Source organism: Enterococcus sp. E5-37 (assembly GCF_035726925.1).
Classification (GTDB): Bacteria; Bacillota; Bacilli; order Lactobacillales; family Enterococcaceae; genus Enterococcus_B; species Enterococcus_B faecium.
Genome location: NZ_JAPMLG010000004.1, coordinates 160,815 through 177,051, shown reverse-complemented (window position 1 = coordinate 177,051; position 16,237 = coordinate 160,815). Strand labels below are relative to the sequence as shown.

The window sequence follows — 16,237 nt, the reverse complement described above, 5'->3', positions numbered from 1 at the left end:
TTTTATGAGAGAAGGAAGGGTGAGTTTTTGGACCAATTGAAAGTAAGATTACGCCGGAAAGGAATCGAAAAGCTGAAAAATCTGGCCAAAAGTGGCAAGAAAAAGGAAAAAGAACAGCGAATTTATAAACAGCTATTCGCCAGCGAGTACTGGAAGTCAGCAAAAGTGATAGGGACGACTTTATCGAATGAATTTGAACTGGATACACAGCCGGTTATCCAACGAGCAGAAAAAGAACAAAAGAAAATAGTTGTACCTAAAACTTTGCCGAAACGTCAGATGGCGTTTTATGAAATGGATGAACAGTCCGTTCTTGTACGTTCGAGTTTTGGTGTTCTTGAGCCACAATCAGAGAAGCTCTATTTGCCGGAGATGATCGATCTCCTCATTGTACCAGGTATTATCTACAATAGAGCCGGTTATCGAATCGGTTTTGGCGGTGGTTATTACGACCGGTATTTAAATAATTTTCATAAAAAAACATGTAGCCTTGTTTTTCGTGAACAATTGAATGAACAATGGCAACCGGAGAGCTTTGATCAGAAGATCCAACAATTGTTTATTGACTAAAATGAAATGGGAGGTTTTCATGAATTATCAACAGCAAATAAAATTGCGTGCATGGTTAAGACGACCGTTATGGACCTATGCTTTTTTAGGGATACAGACAGCGGTCTTCCTCATGATGGAATTATTTCCGCGACTTGAGATCCCTTATTATGCCGGAATGTATGGTCCTTATCTTGTTCACTTCAATGAATGGTGGCGTTTAGTGACACCAATCTTCATCCATTTTGGACTGATGCATTTCGTAATGAACTCACTGATACTGTATTTTATGGGGCAGCAAATCGAGGCAATCTATGGCCATTGGCGTTTTTTCTTGATTTATATGTTCAGCGGGATAATGGGAAATACAGCAAGCTTTGCTTTTAACGAAGCGAATGTTCTGTCTGGTGGTGCGAGTACTTCGATATTCGGTTTGTTCGGTGCGTTGTTTATCTTAGGGTTTCATTTTAAACATAACCCAGCGATCCAGCAGCTAGTCAGACATTTTCTTTTATTTATTGTGTTGACATTTGTTTTTGGTCTTCTGGATACCTCTGTAGATGTTTGGGGACATGTCGGTGGGCTAATTGGCGGATTAGTGTTAGGGAATGTTTTGGGTCTACCGAAACAACAGACAAGCTATTCGATACACCAAAGGATTCTTTCTACACTAGTTTTTGTATTTCTTTTTGTAATATGTATTTTACTGGGTTTAAAAAAATATGGTTTACTTGTATAATATGAAGGAAGTGCTTAAAGATGGAGAGCTTATATGATGTACAGCAGCTGTTCAAAAAATTTGGCATCTTTATCTATGTGGGTGCACGCATCTATGACATTGAATTAATGACTATCGAATTGCGTAATCTGTATGATAGCCGTTTGATTGATCATGATACATACATGACAGCGTGGCGCATATTAAAAAGAGAGCACCGAATTGAAGAAAGCCGAAAGAAAGGAAATTTGTAATGGACAAGAAGATTATTGGGATTGATTTAGGTGGAACAACAGCAAAATTTGCAATTTTAACACCAGAAGGAGAGATTCAACAAAAATGGAGCATCGATACCAATATTTTGGATGATGGTAAGCATATCGTTCCTGAAATCATTGAATCAATCAACCATCGTTTGAATTTATATAATATGAAAGCCGAAGACTTTATCGGAATCGGCATGGGTACCCCAGGAAGCGTGGACAGCGAAGCTGGAACGGTTATTGGTGCGTATAACTTAAACTGGACAGAAGTTCAATTTGTGAAAAAACTGATCGAGGCAGGAACAGGAATCAAATTCGCTATCGATAATGATGCGAATGTTGCTGCTTTAGGTGAACGATGGAAAGGTGCTGGAGAAAACGATCCAGACGTTGTATTCGTTACTCTAGGAACAGGTGTTGGCGGTGGTATCGTTGCTGGCGGAAATTTGATTCACGGCGTGAGCGGAGCAGGCGGAGAGATCGGCCATATCACTGTGGATCCTGAAGGGTTCGAATGTACTTGCGGTAAACGCGGATGTTTAGAAACTGTGTCTAGCGCTACTGGTGTGGTACGTCTAGGTCGTTACTTGGCAGAAGAATACGCAGGAGATTCAAAACTGAAAGCAATGTTAGACAACGGTGAAGAAGTAACAAGTAAAGATATCTTTGAAATGGCTCAAGAAGACGATCCGTTTGCATTGATGGTTGTTGATCGCGTATGCTTCTACTTAGGTTTAGCTTGCGCCAACTTGGGGAATACATTGAATCCGTCAAGTATTGTGTTAGGTGGAGGAGTATCGGCAGCAGGAGAATTTTTACGTAGCCGTGTAGAGAAATATTTTAAAGAATTTACTTTCCCGCAAGTAAGAGAATCAACAAAAATCAAATTAGCAGAGCTTGGTAATGAAGCTGGTGTCATTGGTGCTGCCTCATTAGCCTTGAAATTTGCTTAAAAAAACGGAGGCATTACATGGTTTTATGGGTAATTAATATCATTTTGCTATTGATTGTGCTTGCAATCATCTTTTGGGAAGTCTATCTACGAGTAATGGCCAAGCGTTCAGCAACGACTTTGACAGAAGAAGAATTTCGAGAAGGAATGAGAAAAGCACAAGTAATCGATGTTCGCGAAAAAGATGTGTTTGATGCTGGGCATATTTTAGGTGCAAGAAACATCCCTTACACTGTTTTGAAAGATTCATTAGGATCTATTCGAAAAGACCAGCCTGTCTATATTTACGATCAAAAGAAAAGCTTGAGCATCCGTACAGCAAATAAATTACGTAAAGCAGGTTATCAAGAGATTTATTTACTTAAGGGTGGATATGACGGATGGTCTGGAAAAATCAAAAGTAAAAAAGTATAAAACAGATGATTGTATGACAGCTTTAAAAACCGAATCAATCATTAGATTTTGACCAAGATCACATGAACGGCGCAATGGATAGTTGTGCCGTTCATTTTTTTTATTTTGTGCTATTATCTACATATATAAGCTAAGCGAAAAGGCAGAAAGAAGGAAACAACTATGATCAAATTAAAACGTGTTTACCTTGATGCTGAAAAAGAGGATGGCTATAGAATACTCGTGGATAGGTTCTGGCCACGAGGAATTTCAAAAGAAAAAGCGCAGTTAGATCTGTGGTTGAAAGAAATTGCACCTAGTAATGAAGCACGCAAAACTTTTGACCATGTACCAGAACGATTTGCTTCATTTGCAAAGAAATACCAGCAAGAATTGATTTTCGAAGAAGAAAAGAAGCAAGCTATTTTTAAACTCAGTCAACTTATGAAAGAACATCCAGTCATTACTTTTGTTTATGGTGCAAAAAATGAACATCAGAACCATGCTGTTTTATTGAAAAAATTTATCGAAATGGAGGCATGCAAATGAAAATAGGGATCATTGGTGCCGGACCTAGAGGATTAAGTATAGCAGAAAGGATTCTCCATAATAATCAGGACAGACATTCTCTTGAACTTTTTCTTTTCGATCCCAATGGTCCTGGAGGTCGAGTTTGGCGGTTGAATCAGCCACCGGAGTTATTAATGAATTCTGTTTCTCAACAAGTGACGCTTTTTACAGATGAAACATTGTCCAGTGGAGGATTGGTAACACAGGGACCCAACTTGTTTCAATGGAGTAAAGGACCTGCTACAGATTATATCGAACAGACGGTAACCAAAAATAAGCAACTAATTATAGAAGAAATCAATCGTCTGGAAAAAGATCAGCAATCTACTCGATGTTTATACGGACTCTATCAACGCTGGTTTTTCTCAAAGTTGCAAGAAGAATTTCCAGCTTCTATTCAGTTTGTTTATTCTTTAGTAAAAAAAGTCAGCAAAAGAAAAGATGGTTATCTTTTACAGACAGATCAGCAAAGCTATTCTATCGATCAGCTTGTTTTAGCAAGCGGTCACTGGGAAAATGATGAGACAGAAGAAGAAAGAGTGTGGGTAGACTACGCAAAGAAAAATGATTTACTGTATCAGCTTCCTTCTAATCCTGCAGATGTCGATCTTTCGAAGATACCGCCTAAAGAAAATGTCTTTTTAAGAGGTCTAGGCTTAAGTTTTTTTGATTATGTCGGATTGTTTACAGTATCAAGAGAAGGGCGCTTCGAGAACGAAAAAGGAAAACTTGTCTATCATCCATCAGGCAAGGAACCGATTGTATACAGTGGATCAAGAAGGGGGCTCCCTTATTACCCTCGAGGAAGAAACCAAAAGCAAGGCGGATCAATGGCATGGCCACGGTTACTAACAAAAGAAAACCTGGAGCAATGGCATCAGTCGGGATTTTTGACTGGCGAAACATTTTTTGACTATCTGAAAAAAGACGTTGAGTTGTTTTATTACAAGAAAATCATCGAAGAATATCATTTGCCGATTCCAAAGAAAAATTTTGAGCATGATTTTCTCTCCCTCTCTTCAGAGGAGTGTCTCGGAAAGCATCCAGCACTAATCCCTTATAGATGGGATTGGTCGTATTTAGAAATTCCTCTTACCTATCAGGATGAGTCCTTTGCAGAAGCTAGCCGAGCATTTATTGAAGGGCAGATAAAAGAAGCGGAAAAAGGCAATTGCACAGGAGCATTTGCTTCAACATTTGATGCATTAAAAGACTGGCGTGATCCAATCCGGCAGGCTATTGAATGGCACGTTTTTTCTGCAAAGGAATACAAAGAAATACTATGGGGATGGTTTACTCATCTAAATAGCTTTTTAACGATCGGTCCGCCAGTCATTCGGACGAAAGAATTAGCAGCACTGATAGATGCGGGTATTTTTCATTTGTTCGAACCGCCATTTGATATTCAGCAAAAGCACAACCGCTATGTTATTTCTCTACAAGATAAAGAAATCAGCAGTCGCTATTTGATTGAAGCTCGATTGCCACAAACAAGCTTTTCTCGTTCAAGTAATCCTGTCATAAAAAATTTGAAGGAAAACAAACTTGTTCGCCCTTTTTCATTTTCAGATAATACAGGAAGTTATCATTCAGAAGCTATAGATGTTGAGCGAGGTACGAATCGCGTGATTGATGCTTCAGGGGAAATCCAGTCTGACTTTTATTGCTATGGAATACCTGTTGAAGGTGTGGATTGGCTAACTGCAGCAGTAGCTAGACCTTATACAGATCCATGGAATCTGAGACAGGCAGATAAAATAGCACAACTTATATTGACTGACAAATAAAAATACGCATGATGACTTATCTGTTCTTTCACAAGTCTTCATGCGTGTTTTTAAATAATTATTAACGAGAAACGCGTTTGCGCATTGCTTTTTTACGGTTTTCTTCGATCATTGCTTCTTTTTCGTCAATTGGATCGATCACTGTTTTTTTCACAGAAGCGACCAAACCAGCAACGGCAGCGGCTGTTGCCAGACTTCCTACTAATATTCCAGATACAAATTTTTTCATTGAATCCACCTCATTTATTATTTGTTATATCTATTATGGAACAAAAGAGAAAAAAAGGCTAGTTTTACGTTTGTTTGTAAACCTTTGCAAAAAATCCTTGAAAATGTTTACTAAATGTTTTATTATAAATTTACCATATGAATTTACGAAATTTTACTTTGTTTGTTTTCACCATAAAAGTAAACTTCGTTTTTTTAAATTATATATAATCAACAAACACAATTTTACTAATCAAAGGAGTGTTTTTTATGACAATTTTAGTACTAGGCGGAGCCGGTTATATCGGTTCGCACGCTGTAGACCAGCTAGTTCAAAAGGGGTATCCAGTAGCTGTGGTAGATAATTTGCTCACAGGTCACAAACAAGCAGTACATCCAGATGCTCATTTTTATGAAGGAGACATCCGGGATAAAGAATTTCTACGTTCCGTATTTGAAAAGGAACCGATTGAAGGAGTAATCCATTTTGCTGCAAGCTCTTTAGTAGGAGAATCTGTCGAAAAACCATTGATGTATTTCAACAACAACGTATACGGTATGCAAATCTTACTTGAAGTCATGCACGAGTTCAATGTGAATAAAATCGTGTTCTCTTCTACTGCAGCAACTTACGGAGAACCAAAAGAGTCTCCAATCACAGAAGATACACCAGCTAATCCTAAAAATCCGTATGGTGAAAGTAAATTGATGATGGAAAAAATGATGAAGTGGTGTGACCAAGCATATGGCATGCGCTATGTCGCTTTGCGCTACTTCAATGTAGCCGGAGCAAAAGCAGATGCATCTATCGGAGAAGATCATACACCAGAAACGCATCTTGTCCCAATCATTTTACAAGTAGCTCTTGGTCAAAGAAAAGCATTGGCTGTTTATGGAGACGATTATGATACACCAGATGGAACATGTATCAGAGATTATGTTCAAGTAGAAGATTTGATTGCTGCACATATTTTAGCTTTGGAATACTTGAAAGAAGGAAATGAAAGCAACTTCTTCAATTTAGGCAGCAGCAAAGGATACTCAGTCAAGGAAATGCTAGAAGCAGCTAGAGAAGTGACAGGAAAAGAAATTCCAGCAGAAATAGCACCAAGAAGAGCTGGAGATCCTAGCCGATTAGTCGCTTCAAGTGAAAAAGCGAGAGAGGTTCTGGGTTGGAAACCTGAATACACAGATATCAAAGCAATTATCAAAACAGCATGGGATTGGCATGTCAGCCATCCAAATGGTTATGAAGAATAGGGGAATGAGATATGTCAATCAGTCAAACGATTTGTGATTTTGCCACACTTGCGATCGAAGCTGGCGGATGGATGGAAATGGACCGCTTATATTTACAGAATCGTCTTTTAGGGATGGTAGGAGAAGATGCTCTAGAAAGCATTGAAGTAAGACCAGTTAAGGAAGAATCTGTAGACTTATTGGATCAGCTTGTCGCTAAGGCAAGAGAAAATGGTGTTCTTTCAGAATTGCCAGCAGAACAAGAGATTTTTGAAGCGCAATTAATGGATTTTCTCACACCGCCACCTTCAGTCGTCAATGCATTCTTTGCACAGCACTATTCGAAAAGCCCAGAGGAAGCAACTGAGTATTTCTTTAATTTAAGTAAGAAAAATGACTACATCAAAACAAGAGCCATCGCAAAAAACATCAAATTTCCGGCAGAGTCGGAGTATGGTGAACTGGAAATCACAATCAATTTATCTAAGCCAGAAAAAGATCCAAAACAAATCGCAGCAGAACGCGAGGCGGTAAAAGTAGACTATCCTACCTGCATGCTTTGCATGGAAAACGAAGGATATAGAGGTCGCTTGAACTATCCAGCCCGCACCAATCACCGGATTATTCGAATGAATCTAGACGGTGAAAGCTGGGGATTCCAATATTCTCCTTATGCTTATTACAATGAACATTCGATCATTTTATCAGAACAACACCGCCCGATGAAAATCACAAAGGAAACATTTGCTAGACTGCTTCGGATTACTGAAGTCTTGCCTCATTACTTTGTTGGTTCGAATGCTGACTTGCCGATTGTTGGAGGATCGATTCTTTCTCATGATCATTATCAGGCAGGACGTCATGAATTTCCTATGGCAAAAGCACCGATAGAAAAACTTATCAAACTAGCAGATTATCCGCAAGTCATCGCAGGAGTCGTGAAATGGCCGATGTCTGTGATCCGTTTGCAATCAACAGAGAAAAAATTGTTGATTGAAGCAGCTAACTCAGTATTGGAAAAGTGGAAAGCATATTCGGATGAAACAGTATCTATCAGAGCTTTTTCAGCAGATGGTACACCACACCATACGATTACGCCAATTGCACGAAGAAGGGACAATTACTTTGAGTTGGACCTTGTCCTTCGAGACAACAATGTTTCAGAAGAACATCCTGATGGGATTTTTCATCCACATAAAGATGTCCAACATATCAAAAAGGAGAACATTGGGTTGATCGAAGTAATGGGGCTTGCTGTTTTACCACCTCGTTTGAAACCAGAACTAGTAGAAGTAGAGCATTTCTTATTAGGAGAAGAAAACCAGATGGCTGAATATCATCGTCCGTGGGCAGAACAATTAAAAAAAGAACATCCTGATTTGACGAAAGATACGGTCACCGATGTCGTACAAAAATCTGTAGGTCAGGTTTTTGCACGTGTACTGGAAGACGCTGGAGTATTCAAGCGAGATGAAAAAGGACAGGCAGCGTTTGAACGATTTACTGCAATTTTATAAACGTAAAAAAGGAGGAGAGACAAATGGCAACAATTAAAGACATTGCGCAGTTGGCAGGAGTTTCTCCTGCTACTGTTTCAAGAGTTCTCAACTATGATCCTGATCTTTCCGTTGGCTTAGCCACAAAGCAAAAAATTTTTGAAGCAGCAGAACGCTTAAATTATACGAAACATCGTAAAAATGCAGCAAATACTAAGCAAACGCTTCGCCTGATCCAGTGGTACGACGATACGGAAGAGCTTGAAGATCTTTATTATTTATCTATTCGTCTAGGAATCGAAAAAAAGGCAGAAGAAGCAAACGTTACTTTATTGAAAGAAACGTGGGATTCCATTAGTGATCTTCCGACAGATGGAACGATCGCACTAGGAAAATTCGACGAAGCTCAGTTATTAGAAATGAAAGGATCCCAAAATGCCTTGCTTTTGGTAGATTCTGACGGCACTTCTCAAGGAATCGACTCTCTAGTTGTCGACTTTAAGTCAAGTGTTCAAAAAGTCATTGAACATTTTGTCTCCCATAAAGCGCAACATATCGCTATGCTTGCTGGAACAGAATATACGAAGAAAAACCATCAGCGGCTAAAAGATCCCAGAATTATGGCATTTCAACAAGTTTTGGCAGAAAAAGGCTACGACGAAGGTCCAATTATCGAAGCAGATTTTTCTGTCGAGTCAGGATATCAAGCAGTGAAGCAGTATTTAAAAACGAATCCGCATGTTCCTGATGCGCTTTTTGCAGCTAATGATGCATTAGCGATTGGCGCACTGAAAGCGATTCAAGAAAAAGGTTTAGTGGTACCAGAAGATATTTCTGTGATGGGTTTCAATGATGTCAGTGTAGCGAAATATGTAACGCCCTCTCTTTCTACTGTAAAAGTTTATACCGAATGGATGGGAGAGCTAGCAGTGGAGACGATTCTTCAATTAAGTAATTCCAAAGCACCGGTTTCAAGAAAGATTATTGTGGAAACAGAGTTGATTATTCGAGAATCAACGAAATAAAAGATGGAAAAGCTGTGGGGAAATGAAGTGATACCGCAGCTTTTTTGTGTTTCAGGAAGGGGCAAAATTTGCCCGCCAGCAGATAATCATGTATCATTGTACTAGTTTTGCCTTTGGTATTTTCATCCTCAGAATAAAAAAGTATGCTACAATGGAAGGCGAGAATGTCATAGCAGAAAGGATCAAATATATGATTACATTAGGAATAGATACTGCAAACCAAACTTTGGCGATCGGTGTGGTAGAAGACGAACAAATTCTTGGACAAATACAAACAAATATCAAACGCAACCACAGTGTAACACTGATGCCTGCAATCGACCAATTGTTTGCAGATCTTCAAATAAGTCCAAAAGACATTGACCGAATCGCGGTTTCTGATGGTCCCGGTTCTTATACAGGGCTTCGTATAGGTGTAACGACAGCAAAAACGATTGCTTATACATTAGATAAAGAGCTAGTAGGAGTATCTAGTCTGAAAACCATCGCGGCTAATTGCATCGGTGTGGATAAAATTATTGTGCCCATGTTTGATGCTCGAAGAAAAAATGTATACGCTGGGGCATACCGCTGGAAAGAAAATAGATTAGAAATTGTACTTGAAGATGTACATATTTCTGCTTCTGATTTGTTCACACAACTACAAAAGCTGAATGAAGCTATTTATTTCGTCGGGAGTGATTGTCACAAATTCTTCTATGAAATAAAGGAAATATTGCCTAGTGCGATGATTAATACAGTTCCAGCATGGGATATTCCAAGTGGTGTAACTGTGGCTCAATTAGGTGCTTTAGCTGAACCAGTTGCAGAGAAACAAGCTTTTCTTCCTCGCTATTTAAAACGGGTAGAAGCAGAAGAAAAATGGTTGGAGACGCACACACCTGGAGACGAAAGTTATGTTGAAAAAATTTAGAGCGTATGCCAGAAGCTTTTTTCAAGATAAAATGATTTATACAGAAAAAACAATCGAACAAATCGATCGTCGTTACGTACTAAGAGAATTGACTACAGAAGATATCAAAGAGCTGCTGGATGTCGAACGAGAAGTCTATAATGGCGAATTGCCATGGACAAAAAGTGCCTTTATATCAGAATTGAAGTCACCGCTTCCTCATCTATATCTAGGTATCTTTGATAATGGAAGAATGATTGGTTTTATCGGTTCAAGAGCGTTCGGTTTAGATTGCCATATCACGAATATTGCCGTTCGACCGGCATATCAGCGTAAACGAATCGGTTCGCTGCTTATTGACGAAATCGAGAACTTTGCTATAATGAATCGCTGTGAGACGATGTCATTAGAAGTGCGTATGAGTAATCAAGATGCACAAAGACTTTATCGGAAGTTAGGTTTTCAAGCAACAACGATCAAAAAAAGATATTACACTGAAACAAAAGAAGATGCGTTGGATATGATAAAACTTTTAGAAAATGAGTGAGATTAGTTGATTTGCAGAAAAAAAGATTTTGATGAAGCGTACTTGGCAGAATGCGTATGGATGATTAGCGAAAATGCTTATCCACATGGTTCACCTTGGACGAAAATGCAGTTTTTGGCAGACATCCAACAGCCTCACTCTGATTATCTGCTTTTAGTTGAAGATAACCAGATCTGTGGCTTTATTGGATACTCGAAAGTAATAGATGAAGTCGAGATCACAAATATTGCTGTTGCAGTTTCAGAACAAGGAAAAGGGCATGCACGGCATTTGTTACAATTACTGATTACGGAACAAATAAAAGATTCGCTGCATGTTTTTTTAGAAGTACGTCTATCTAATGAAGCAGCAAGAAAACTTTATGAATCAGAAAAGTTTCGTATATTAGGTAAACGGAAATCATATTATCGCAATCCGACGGAAGATGCGATCATTATGAGCAGAAAGTTAAAAACGGAGACGATGAAATGAATGAAGAATTGATTCTGGCGATTGAATCAAGTTGTGATGAAACGAGTGTAGCGGTCGTTAGAAATGGAACAGAGATCTTATCTAACATCGTTGCTTCTCAAATAAACAGTCATAAACGTTTTGGTGGCGTAGTTCCTGAAGTAGCTAGCCGCCATCACGTAGAACAAATCACCTTATGCTTGGAAGATGCACTGGTAGAAGCTGGTGTGTCGGCAGAAGATTTATCGGCAGTCGCTGTCACTTATGGACCAGGACTTGTCGGCTCGTTGCTGATTGGTATTTCTGCAGCTAAGGCTTTTGCTTGGGCACACCAATTGCCGCTTATTCCTGTAAACCATATGGCAGGGCATATCTATGCAGCCCGTCTGGTTAAACCATTCCAGTTTCCATTGATGGCACTTCTTGTTAGCGGAGGACATACAGAATTAGTCTATATGCAAGAAGATGGATCATATGAAATCATTGGGGAGACAAGAGATGACGCAGCAGGAGAAGCTTATGACAAAGTTGGAAGAGTATTAGGTCTTTCTTACCCAAGCGGAAAAGAAATCGATCAGCTAGCTCATCAGGGAAAAGATAATTACCATTTTCCACGAGCGATGATCCATGAAGATAATTATGATTTCAGTTTTAGCGGATTAAAAAGTGCATTTATCAATTTGGTGCATAATGCACAACAGCGTGGAGAAGATCTAGACAAAAATGATTTAGCAGCTAGCTTTCAAGCAAGTGTGATCGATGTATTGATTACTAAAACACTTCGAGCTTGTCAAAATTATCCAGTCAAGCAACTGATTGTAGCTGGAGGTGTAGCGGCCAATCAAGGGTTGCGTGAAGGATTGCAGGATGCTTTGGCAACTAAACTCCCTGAGGTAGAACTAGTGATTCCCCCTCTTCGACTTTGTGGAGATAATGCTGCAATGATTGGAGCAGCAGCACATGTGGAAATGCAAAAAAGAAATTTTGCTAGCTATCAGTTGAATGCTGATCCAAGCTTGGTTTTATCTGAATAAAGAGGTTGTGAAAAATCTGCCCTGCATCAAGTAATAAGAACAGCCCAGGAAAAACGGCTTCTCATGTTTTTGACCTGGCTGTTCTTATTACCGCGTATGCAAGCTTTTGAACGCCGTTTAATCAAGAGTTCGTAAGCCTGTCGTTTAACTCTGATTCACAAGGAACAATTTCAAAAAACAGCTCCTCATGTTTATGAACATTATGACTTGTGACCGAAGAGTTGACAGGTACACACCGTTTAATCGAAATAAGGGCTGTGACACGCTTTTGTCAAAGCCCTATTTTTTACAGCTTATTCATCATTATCCGTTCCTCTGATTGCCCTCACTGATTAATCGTTTATTGTCGAGGAATATCGAATAATCTAGGTCGGATGAGGACAAGACGCTTCCTCTAGTTAATCTATCAGTATTTTTTGCAAACAGTGAATATTACATAACTGAAACACACATAGAAAATCTTTGAGTCTTGCCCAGTGATCTAAAACTGCCGGATCTTTCAGAAGTTTTAGGGAGGAAAATAAGCAGTGACCCTGATAAATATCAGGGTCACTGCTTATTTTTGTTCGCGTTATTCTCTCATAGCTGGAGTAGTAGCTGTCTTACAGAAAGTAAAACGCTTTTTGTCATAATCTAACAGTCCGGAATCACGTAGTTGTTTGATTACTTGTCCAGCAGTTTCACGTGTCGTGCCGCTATTCACTGCTAATTCTTTTAAGGTGATCGGATAAGGAATGGTGATATGACCATCTTTTGTTGGTACGCCCAATTCTTCTTTCAAAATGAATAAATTTTGTTTTACCCGGTCAAAGGCGCTAGAGGTCAATCCGATTTGGATACGCAATTCATGTATTTCAACTACTTTAGAAATTTTTTGTATCATATAGATCAACTGTTCGGGATTTTTTCGTGCTAATTTTTCATAGTAGGAAACAGGAAGGTAGAATGTTTCAATATCAGTCATCGCTTGAGCTGTATAAGTGTAGGTCTCTTCTCCAAACATTCCTGACATAGGAAAAAGGTTATTTGTATTCACATAGTCATAGTAGTAATAAGTTGCACTTTCATCATAACGTTCTAAACGAACGAGTCCTTTGGTCAAGATATACAACCGTTGTCTGGGATCACCATCGTCGAAAAGGATCTGTCCTTTTTTATAAGAACGAAGAACAGTATGTTCCTTGATCTGTTGGAACTCTTCATCCGAGAAATGTTCAAAATCAGGTTGATATCTGAGTTTTGAAAAGTGAAAATCGATTTTATTAACGCGCATTAAAAAGTCCTCTCCTTATTGTTCACTATATTTATTGTCACTTTTTTTAAAGAATTTGTAAAGTTTTAACATACCAACATTAGAAACAAGTTTTAATACTTTACAAATATAATTTGTTATTATGTAAAAAATATACAATGGTATTGAATAATTTGTTTTGAAGCGAATGATTTGTGTATAAAAAACAACAATAATACATATAGTAAACGCTAACAACGCTAATATAATTTATTTTTTTAATTTATTCAAAAAATTTTTTTCAATGAATAAATATTTTTTTGAAAGTGTATACAGAATAAAAAATGAATAAATTACGCTTAAAAATAGAAAAACGTTTAATTATTTAATTATCGAATATTAATGTGAGGAATGTCTCATTTTGAATGAGACAAAATTATGAAAGTGATTACAAAAGGAGGATATCCTATACATGTAATCAAAAAGAAGGAGGCAACACAACATGGATAAACCTATTCACGTTTTCTCTGAAATAGGGAAATTAAAGACAGTTTTACTGAAAAGGCCTGGACAAGAAGTGGAAAATTTGACACCAGATATTATGGATCGTCTGTTGTTCGATGATATTCCATATCTTCCGATTGCTCAAGAAGAACATGACAACTTTGCAAAGACATTGCAAAATGAAGGCGTCGAGACTCTTTACTTGGAAAAATTAGCGGCAGAAGCGATTGACGCAGGCAATGTCAAAGAACAATTCTTGAATAAAATGTTGGATGAATCTCATATTGCATCGAATGCTGTAAGAGAGGGTCTTCATGAGTTCCTTCTATCAATGGAAACGCAAGAAATGGTAGATAAAATCATGGCTGGGGTTCGTACAAAAGATATTGAAGTACGTTCTAGCAGTCTATACGATCTGTCAGCAGACGATGACTATCCATTTTACATGGACCCAATGCCAAACTTGTACTTTACACGCGACCCTTCCGCATCAATGGGAAATGGGATGACAGTCAATAAGATGACTTTTGAAGCACGTCGTCGTGAATCGATGTTTACAGAATATATTTTGAAACATCATCCAAGATTTGCAAATAAAGGAATCGAAGTATGGTTGGATCGTGAAAATCCAGATCATATCGAAGGCGGAGACGAATTGATCTTAAGCGATAAAGTAGTAGCTGTTGGGATTTCTCAACGAACTAATGCGAAAGCTTTAGAAAAATTAGCACGCCACCTATTCGCAAAAAATTCAGGATTTGAAAAAGTGTTAGCAATCAAAATTCCAAACAACCGTGCAATGATGCATTTGGATACCGTATTTACAATGGTAGATCACGATAAATTCACTATCCATCCAGCAATTCAAAGTAAAGACGGTAAGATGGATGTCTTTACAATCGAACCAGATGGTGATGATATCAAAATTACTCATTCAGATAACTTACACGAAACGATGAAAGCTGCTCTTGGATTAGATGATCTTGTACTGATCCCAACTGGTAATGGAGATGAGATCGTTGCACCTCGAGAACAATGGAATGATGGATCAAACACATTGGCAATCGCTCCAGGTGTTGTAGTCACTTATAACCGAAATTATGTATCGAACGAATTGCTTCGTAGCTATGGCATCAAAGTGTTAGAAATCAATTCAAGTGAATTGTCACGAGGCCGTGGTGGTCCACGCTGCATGAGCCAACCACTTGTCCGTGAAGACTTGAAGTAATTTGTTTCCTGACGGCGGTCTTACTGTCAGCTGCCGTCGGGATTTCCTCTTTAATCTTAAATAAAAACAATCTAAAGGAGAATGTTTAATATGAAAGAATCAGTATTCCAAGGAAGAAGCTTATTAGCAGAAAAAGACTTTACAAAAGAAGAATTACAATATTTGATCGATTTTTCAGAACACTTGAAAGACTTGAAAAAACGTGGTATCCCACATCACTATCTAGAAGGAAAAAATATTGCGCTTTTATTTGAAAAAACATCTACACGTACTCGTTCTGCATTTACTACTGCAGCGATCGATCTAGGTGCACATCCTGAATATCTAGGTGCAAATGATATCCAATTAGGTAAAAAAGAATCCACAGAAGATACAGCTAAAGTACTAGGTCGTATGTTTGATGGAATCGAATTCCGTGGATTCAGTCAAAAAATGGTAGAGGAACTAGCAGAATTCTCTGGTGTTCCAGTTTGGAATGGCTTGACTGATGAATGGCATCCAACACAAATGATCGCTGACTTTTTAACTATCCAAGAAAACTTTGGAACAGTAGAAGGTATCACTGTTGCTTACTGCGGAGATGGTCGAAACAATATGGCTAACTCTTTATTAGTCACAGGTGCAATTTTAGGAGCGAATATGCGTATCGTTGCACCAAAAGAATTACAACCTGAAGAAGAAATCGTCAAAATGGCAGAAGGCTTTGCTGAAAAATCCGGTGCACAATTGATGATTACCGACGATGTTGATAAAGGTGTAGACGGAGCAGACGTCCTTTATTCTGATGTATGGGTATCAATGGGTGAAGAAGATAAATTCGAAGAACGTATCAAATTGTTGAAACCTTACCAAATCAATATGGAAATGGTAGAAAAAACACACAACACAGATCGTTTGATCTTCTTGCACTGCTTGCCAGCTTTCCATGATACAAACACTGTTTACGGTGAACAAATGAAAGAACGCTTTGGCATCACTGAAATGGAAGTAACAGATGAAGTCTTCCGCAGCAAATATGCTCGTCAATTTGACCAAGCAGAAAATCGTATGCACTCAATCAAAGCGATCATGGCAGCAACATTAGGTAACTTGTTTATCCCTCGCGTTTAAGCATAACCACATTCATCTCACGAAAAAACGAGTCAGCATTGA

18 protein-coding genes are annotated in these 16,237 nt (G+C 38.5%); 16 read left to right on the top strand and 2 right to left on the bottom strand.

Annotated features, from left to right (window positions below; translation table 11 throughout):
- The first annotated feature begins 27 nt into the window (after nt 1-27).
- From OS138_RS04900 to OS138_RS04870, 7 genes are all read left to right on the top strand, one after another.
- Nucleotides 28-570 carry a 5-formyltetrahydrofolate cyclo-ligase gene (locus OS138_RS04900; protein ID WP_002289886.1) on the top strand — a complete coding sequence of 181 codons (543 nt, stop codon included), beginning with the start codon at nt 28-30 and terminating at the stop codon, nt 568-570.
- 19 nt (nt 571-589) lie between these two features.
- Nucleotides 590-1,288 carry a rhomboid family intramembrane serine protease gene (locus OS138_RS04895; RefSeq protein ID WP_002289885.1) on the top strand — a complete coding sequence of 233 codons (699 nt, stop codon included), beginning with the start codon at nt 590-592 and terminating at the stop codon, nt 1,286-1,288.
- Nucleotides 1,289-1,308: 20 nt separating this feature from the next.
- Nucleotides 1,309-1,521, top strand: a complete 213-nt coding sequence (locus OS138_RS04890) for a YqgQ family protein (protein WP_002293902.1) — start codon at nt 1,309-1,311, stop codon at nt 1,519-1,521.
- A complete protein-coding gene (locus OS138_RS04885) occupies nt 1,521-2,483 on the top strand; it encodes an ROK family glucokinase (RefSeq protein WP_002293901.1) in 963 nt (320 codons plus the stop codon). The genes OS138_RS04890 and OS138_RS04885 overlap by 1 nt, the downstream gene beginning before the upstream one ends.
- A 17-nt stretch (nt 2,484-2,500) precedes the next feature.
- Nucleotides 2,501-2,896 carry a rhodanese-like domain-containing protein gene (locus tag OS138_RS04880; protein WP_002293900.1) on the top strand — a complete coding sequence of 132 codons (396 nt, stop codon included), beginning with the start codon at nt 2,501-2,503 and terminating at the stop codon, nt 2,894-2,896.
- Nucleotides 2,897-3,058: 162 nt separating this feature from the next.
- Entirely contained in the window at nt 3,059-3,424 is a 366-nt protein-coding gene (locus tag OS138_RS04875; RefSeq protein WP_002288459.1) for a DUF488 domain-containing protein, read from the top strand.
- Nucleotides 3,421-5,232, top strand: a complete 1,812-nt coding sequence (locus OS138_RS04870; RefSeq protein ID WP_002293899.1) for an FAD/NAD(P)-binding protein — start codon at nt 3,421-3,423, stop codon at nt 5,230-5,232. The genes OS138_RS04875 and OS138_RS04870 overlap by 4 nt, the downstream gene beginning before the upstream one ends.
- A 61-nt stretch (nt 5,233-5,293) precedes the next feature.
- Here the strand turns inward: OS138_RS04870 and OS138_RS04865 are convergent, their stop codons facing one another.
- On the bottom strand, nt 5,294-5,461 hold the full coding sequence (locus OS138_RS04865; protein ID WP_002288457.1) for a DUF3042 family protein: 168 nt from the start codon (nt 5,459-5,461) through the stop codon (nt 5,294-5,296).
- Between the two features lie 248 nt (nt 5,462-5,709).
- Here OS138_RS04865 and galE point away from each other — a divergent pair, with 248 nt between their 5' ends.
- The 7 genes from galE to tsaD all read left to right on the top strand — a co-directional run bounded on the left by galE (nt 5,710) and on the right by tsaD (nt 12,122).
- Nucleotides 5,710-6,699: a UDP-glucose 4-epimerase GalE gene (gene galE, locus OS138_RS04860; RefSeq protein WP_325069759.1), complete on the top strand. Its 990-nt coding sequence runs from the start codon at nt 5,710-5,712 to the stop codon at nt 6,697-6,699.
- A gap of 11 nt (nt 6,700-6,710) precedes the next feature.
- Entirely contained in the window at nt 6,711-8,195 is a 1,485-nt protein-coding gene (gene galT, locus OS138_RS04855; protein ID WP_002293895.1) for a UDP-glucose--hexose-1-phosphate uridylyltransferase, read from the top strand.
- Between the two features lie 23 nt (nt 8,196-8,218).
- Nucleotides 8,219-9,199, top strand: coding sequence for a LacI family DNA-binding transcriptional regulator (locus OS138_RS04850; protein ID WP_002293893.1), 981 nt, complete (start codon nt 8,219-8,221; stop codon nt 9,197-9,199).
- Nucleotides 9,200-9,389: 190 nt separating this feature from the next.
- The gene (gene tsaB / locus OS138_RS04845; RefSeq protein ID WP_002326250.1) at nt 9,390-10,112 is read left to right on the top strand and encodes a tRNA (adenosine(37)-N6)-threonylcarbamoyltransferase complex dimerization subunit type 1 TsaB; all 723 of its coding nucleotides are present in this window, start codon (nt 9,390-9,392) and stop codon (nt 10,110-10,112) included.
- Nucleotides 10,096-10,638, top strand: coding sequence for a ribosomal protein S18-alanine N-acetyltransferase (gene rimI, locus OS138_RS04840; RefSeq protein WP_002293890.1), 543 nt, complete (start codon nt 10,096-10,098; stop codon nt 10,636-10,638). The genes tsaB and rimI (OS138_RS04840) overlap by 17 nt, the downstream gene beginning before the upstream one ends.
- 6 nt (nt 10,639-10,644) lie before the next feature.
- On the top strand, nt 10,645-11,109 hold the full coding sequence (rimI, locus tag OS138_RS04835; protein ID WP_002293888.1) for a ribosomal protein S18-alanine N-acetyltransferase: 465 nt from the start codon (nt 10,645-10,647) through the stop codon (nt 11,107-11,109).
- Nucleotides 11,106-12,122 carry a tRNA (adenosine(37)-N6)-threonylcarbamoyltransferase complex transferase subunit TsaD gene (gene tsaD / locus OS138_RS04830; RefSeq protein WP_002293887.1) on the top strand — a complete coding sequence of 339 codons (1,017 nt, stop codon included), beginning with the start codon at nt 11,106-11,108 and terminating at the stop codon, nt 12,120-12,122. Before rimI (OS138_RS04835) ends, tsaD begins: the two co-directional genes overlap by 4 nt.
- A gap of 571 nt (nt 12,123-12,693) precedes the next feature.
- Here the strand turns inward: tsaD and OS138_RS04825 are convergent.
- Entirely contained in the window at nt 12,694-13,395 is a 702-nt protein-coding gene (locus tag OS138_RS04825; RefSeq protein ID WP_002288442.1) for a Crp/Fnr family transcriptional regulator, read from the bottom strand.
- 460 nt (nt 13,396-13,855) lie between these two features.
- Here OS138_RS04825 and arcA point away from each other — a divergent pair, with 460 nt between their 5' ends.
- Complete coding sequence (arcA, locus tag OS138_RS04820; RefSeq protein ID WP_002288439.1) at nt 13,856-15,085, top strand: arginine deiminase; 1,230 nt, start codon at nt 13,856-13,858, stop codon at nt 15,083-15,085.
- 90 nt (nt 15,086-15,175) lie between these two features.
- Nucleotides 15,176-16,195, top strand: coding sequence for an ornithine carbamoyltransferase (gene argF, locus OS138_RS04815; RefSeq protein WP_002288437.1), 1,020 nt, complete (start codon nt 15,176-15,178; stop codon nt 16,193-16,195).
- Nucleotides 16,196-16,237: the final 42 nt, after the last annotated feature.

Bases quoted from the DNA above. Each gene is read 5' to 3' on its own strand.
- OS138_RS04895 (WP_002289885.1), top strand. From the start codon at position 590: ATGAATTATCAACAGCAAATAAAATTGCGTGCATGGTTAAGACGACCG.
- OS138_RS04890 (WP_002293902.1), top strand. From the start codon at position 1,309: ATGGAGAGCTTATATGATGTACAGCAGCTGTTCAAAAAATTTGGCATC.
- OS138_RS04885 (WP_002293901.1), top strand. From the start codon at position 1,521: ATGGACAAGAAGATTATTGGGATTGATTTAGGTGGAACAACAGCAAAA.
- OS138_RS04880 (WP_002293900.1), top strand. From the start codon at position 2,501: ATGGTTTTATGGGTAATTAATATCATTTTGCTATTGATTGTGCTTGCA.
- OS138_RS04875 (WP_002288459.1), top strand. From the start codon at position 3,059: ATGATCAAATTAAAACGTGTTTACCTTGATGCTGAAAAAGAGGATGGC.
- OS138_RS04870 (WP_002293899.1), top strand. From the start codon at position 3,421: ATGAAAATAGGGATCATTGGTGCCGGACCTAGAGGATTAAGTATAGCA.
- OS138_RS04865 (WP_002288457.1), bottom strand. From the start codon at position 5,461: ATGAAAAAATTTGTATCTGGAATATTAGTAGGAAGTCTGGCAACAGCC.
- galE (WP_325069759.1), top strand. From the start codon at position 5,710: ATGACAATTTTAGTACTAGGCGGAGCCGGTTATATCGGTTCGCACGCT.
- galT (WP_002293895.1), top strand. From the start codon at position 6,711: ATGTCAATCAGTCAAACGATTTGTGATTTTGCCACACTTGCGATCGAA.
- OS138_RS04850 (WP_002293893.1), top strand. From the start codon at position 8,219: ATGGCAACAATTAAAGACATTGCGCAGTTGGCAGGAGTTTCTCCTGCT.
- tsaB (WP_002326250.1), top strand. From the start codon at position 9,390: ATGATTACATTAGGAATAGATACTGCAAACCAAACTTTGGCGATCGGT.
- rimI (WP_002293890.1), top strand. From the start codon at position 10,096: ATGTTGAAAAAATTTAGAGCGTATGCCAGAAGCTTTTTTCAAGATAAA.
- tsaD (WP_002293887.1), top strand. From the start codon at position 11,106: ATGAATGAAGAATTGATTCTGGCGATTGAATCAAGTTGTGATGAAACG.
- OS138_RS04825 (WP_002288442.1), bottom strand. From the start codon at position 13,395: ATGCGCGTTAATAAAATCGATTTTCACTTTTCAAAACTCAGATATCAA.
- arcA (WP_002288439.1), top strand. From the start codon at position 13,856: ATGGATAAACCTATTCACGTTTTCTCTGAAATAGGGAAATTAAAGACA.
- argF (WP_002288437.1), top strand. From the start codon at position 15,176: ATGAAAGAATCAGTATTCCAAGGAAGAAGCTTATTAGCAGAAAAAGAC.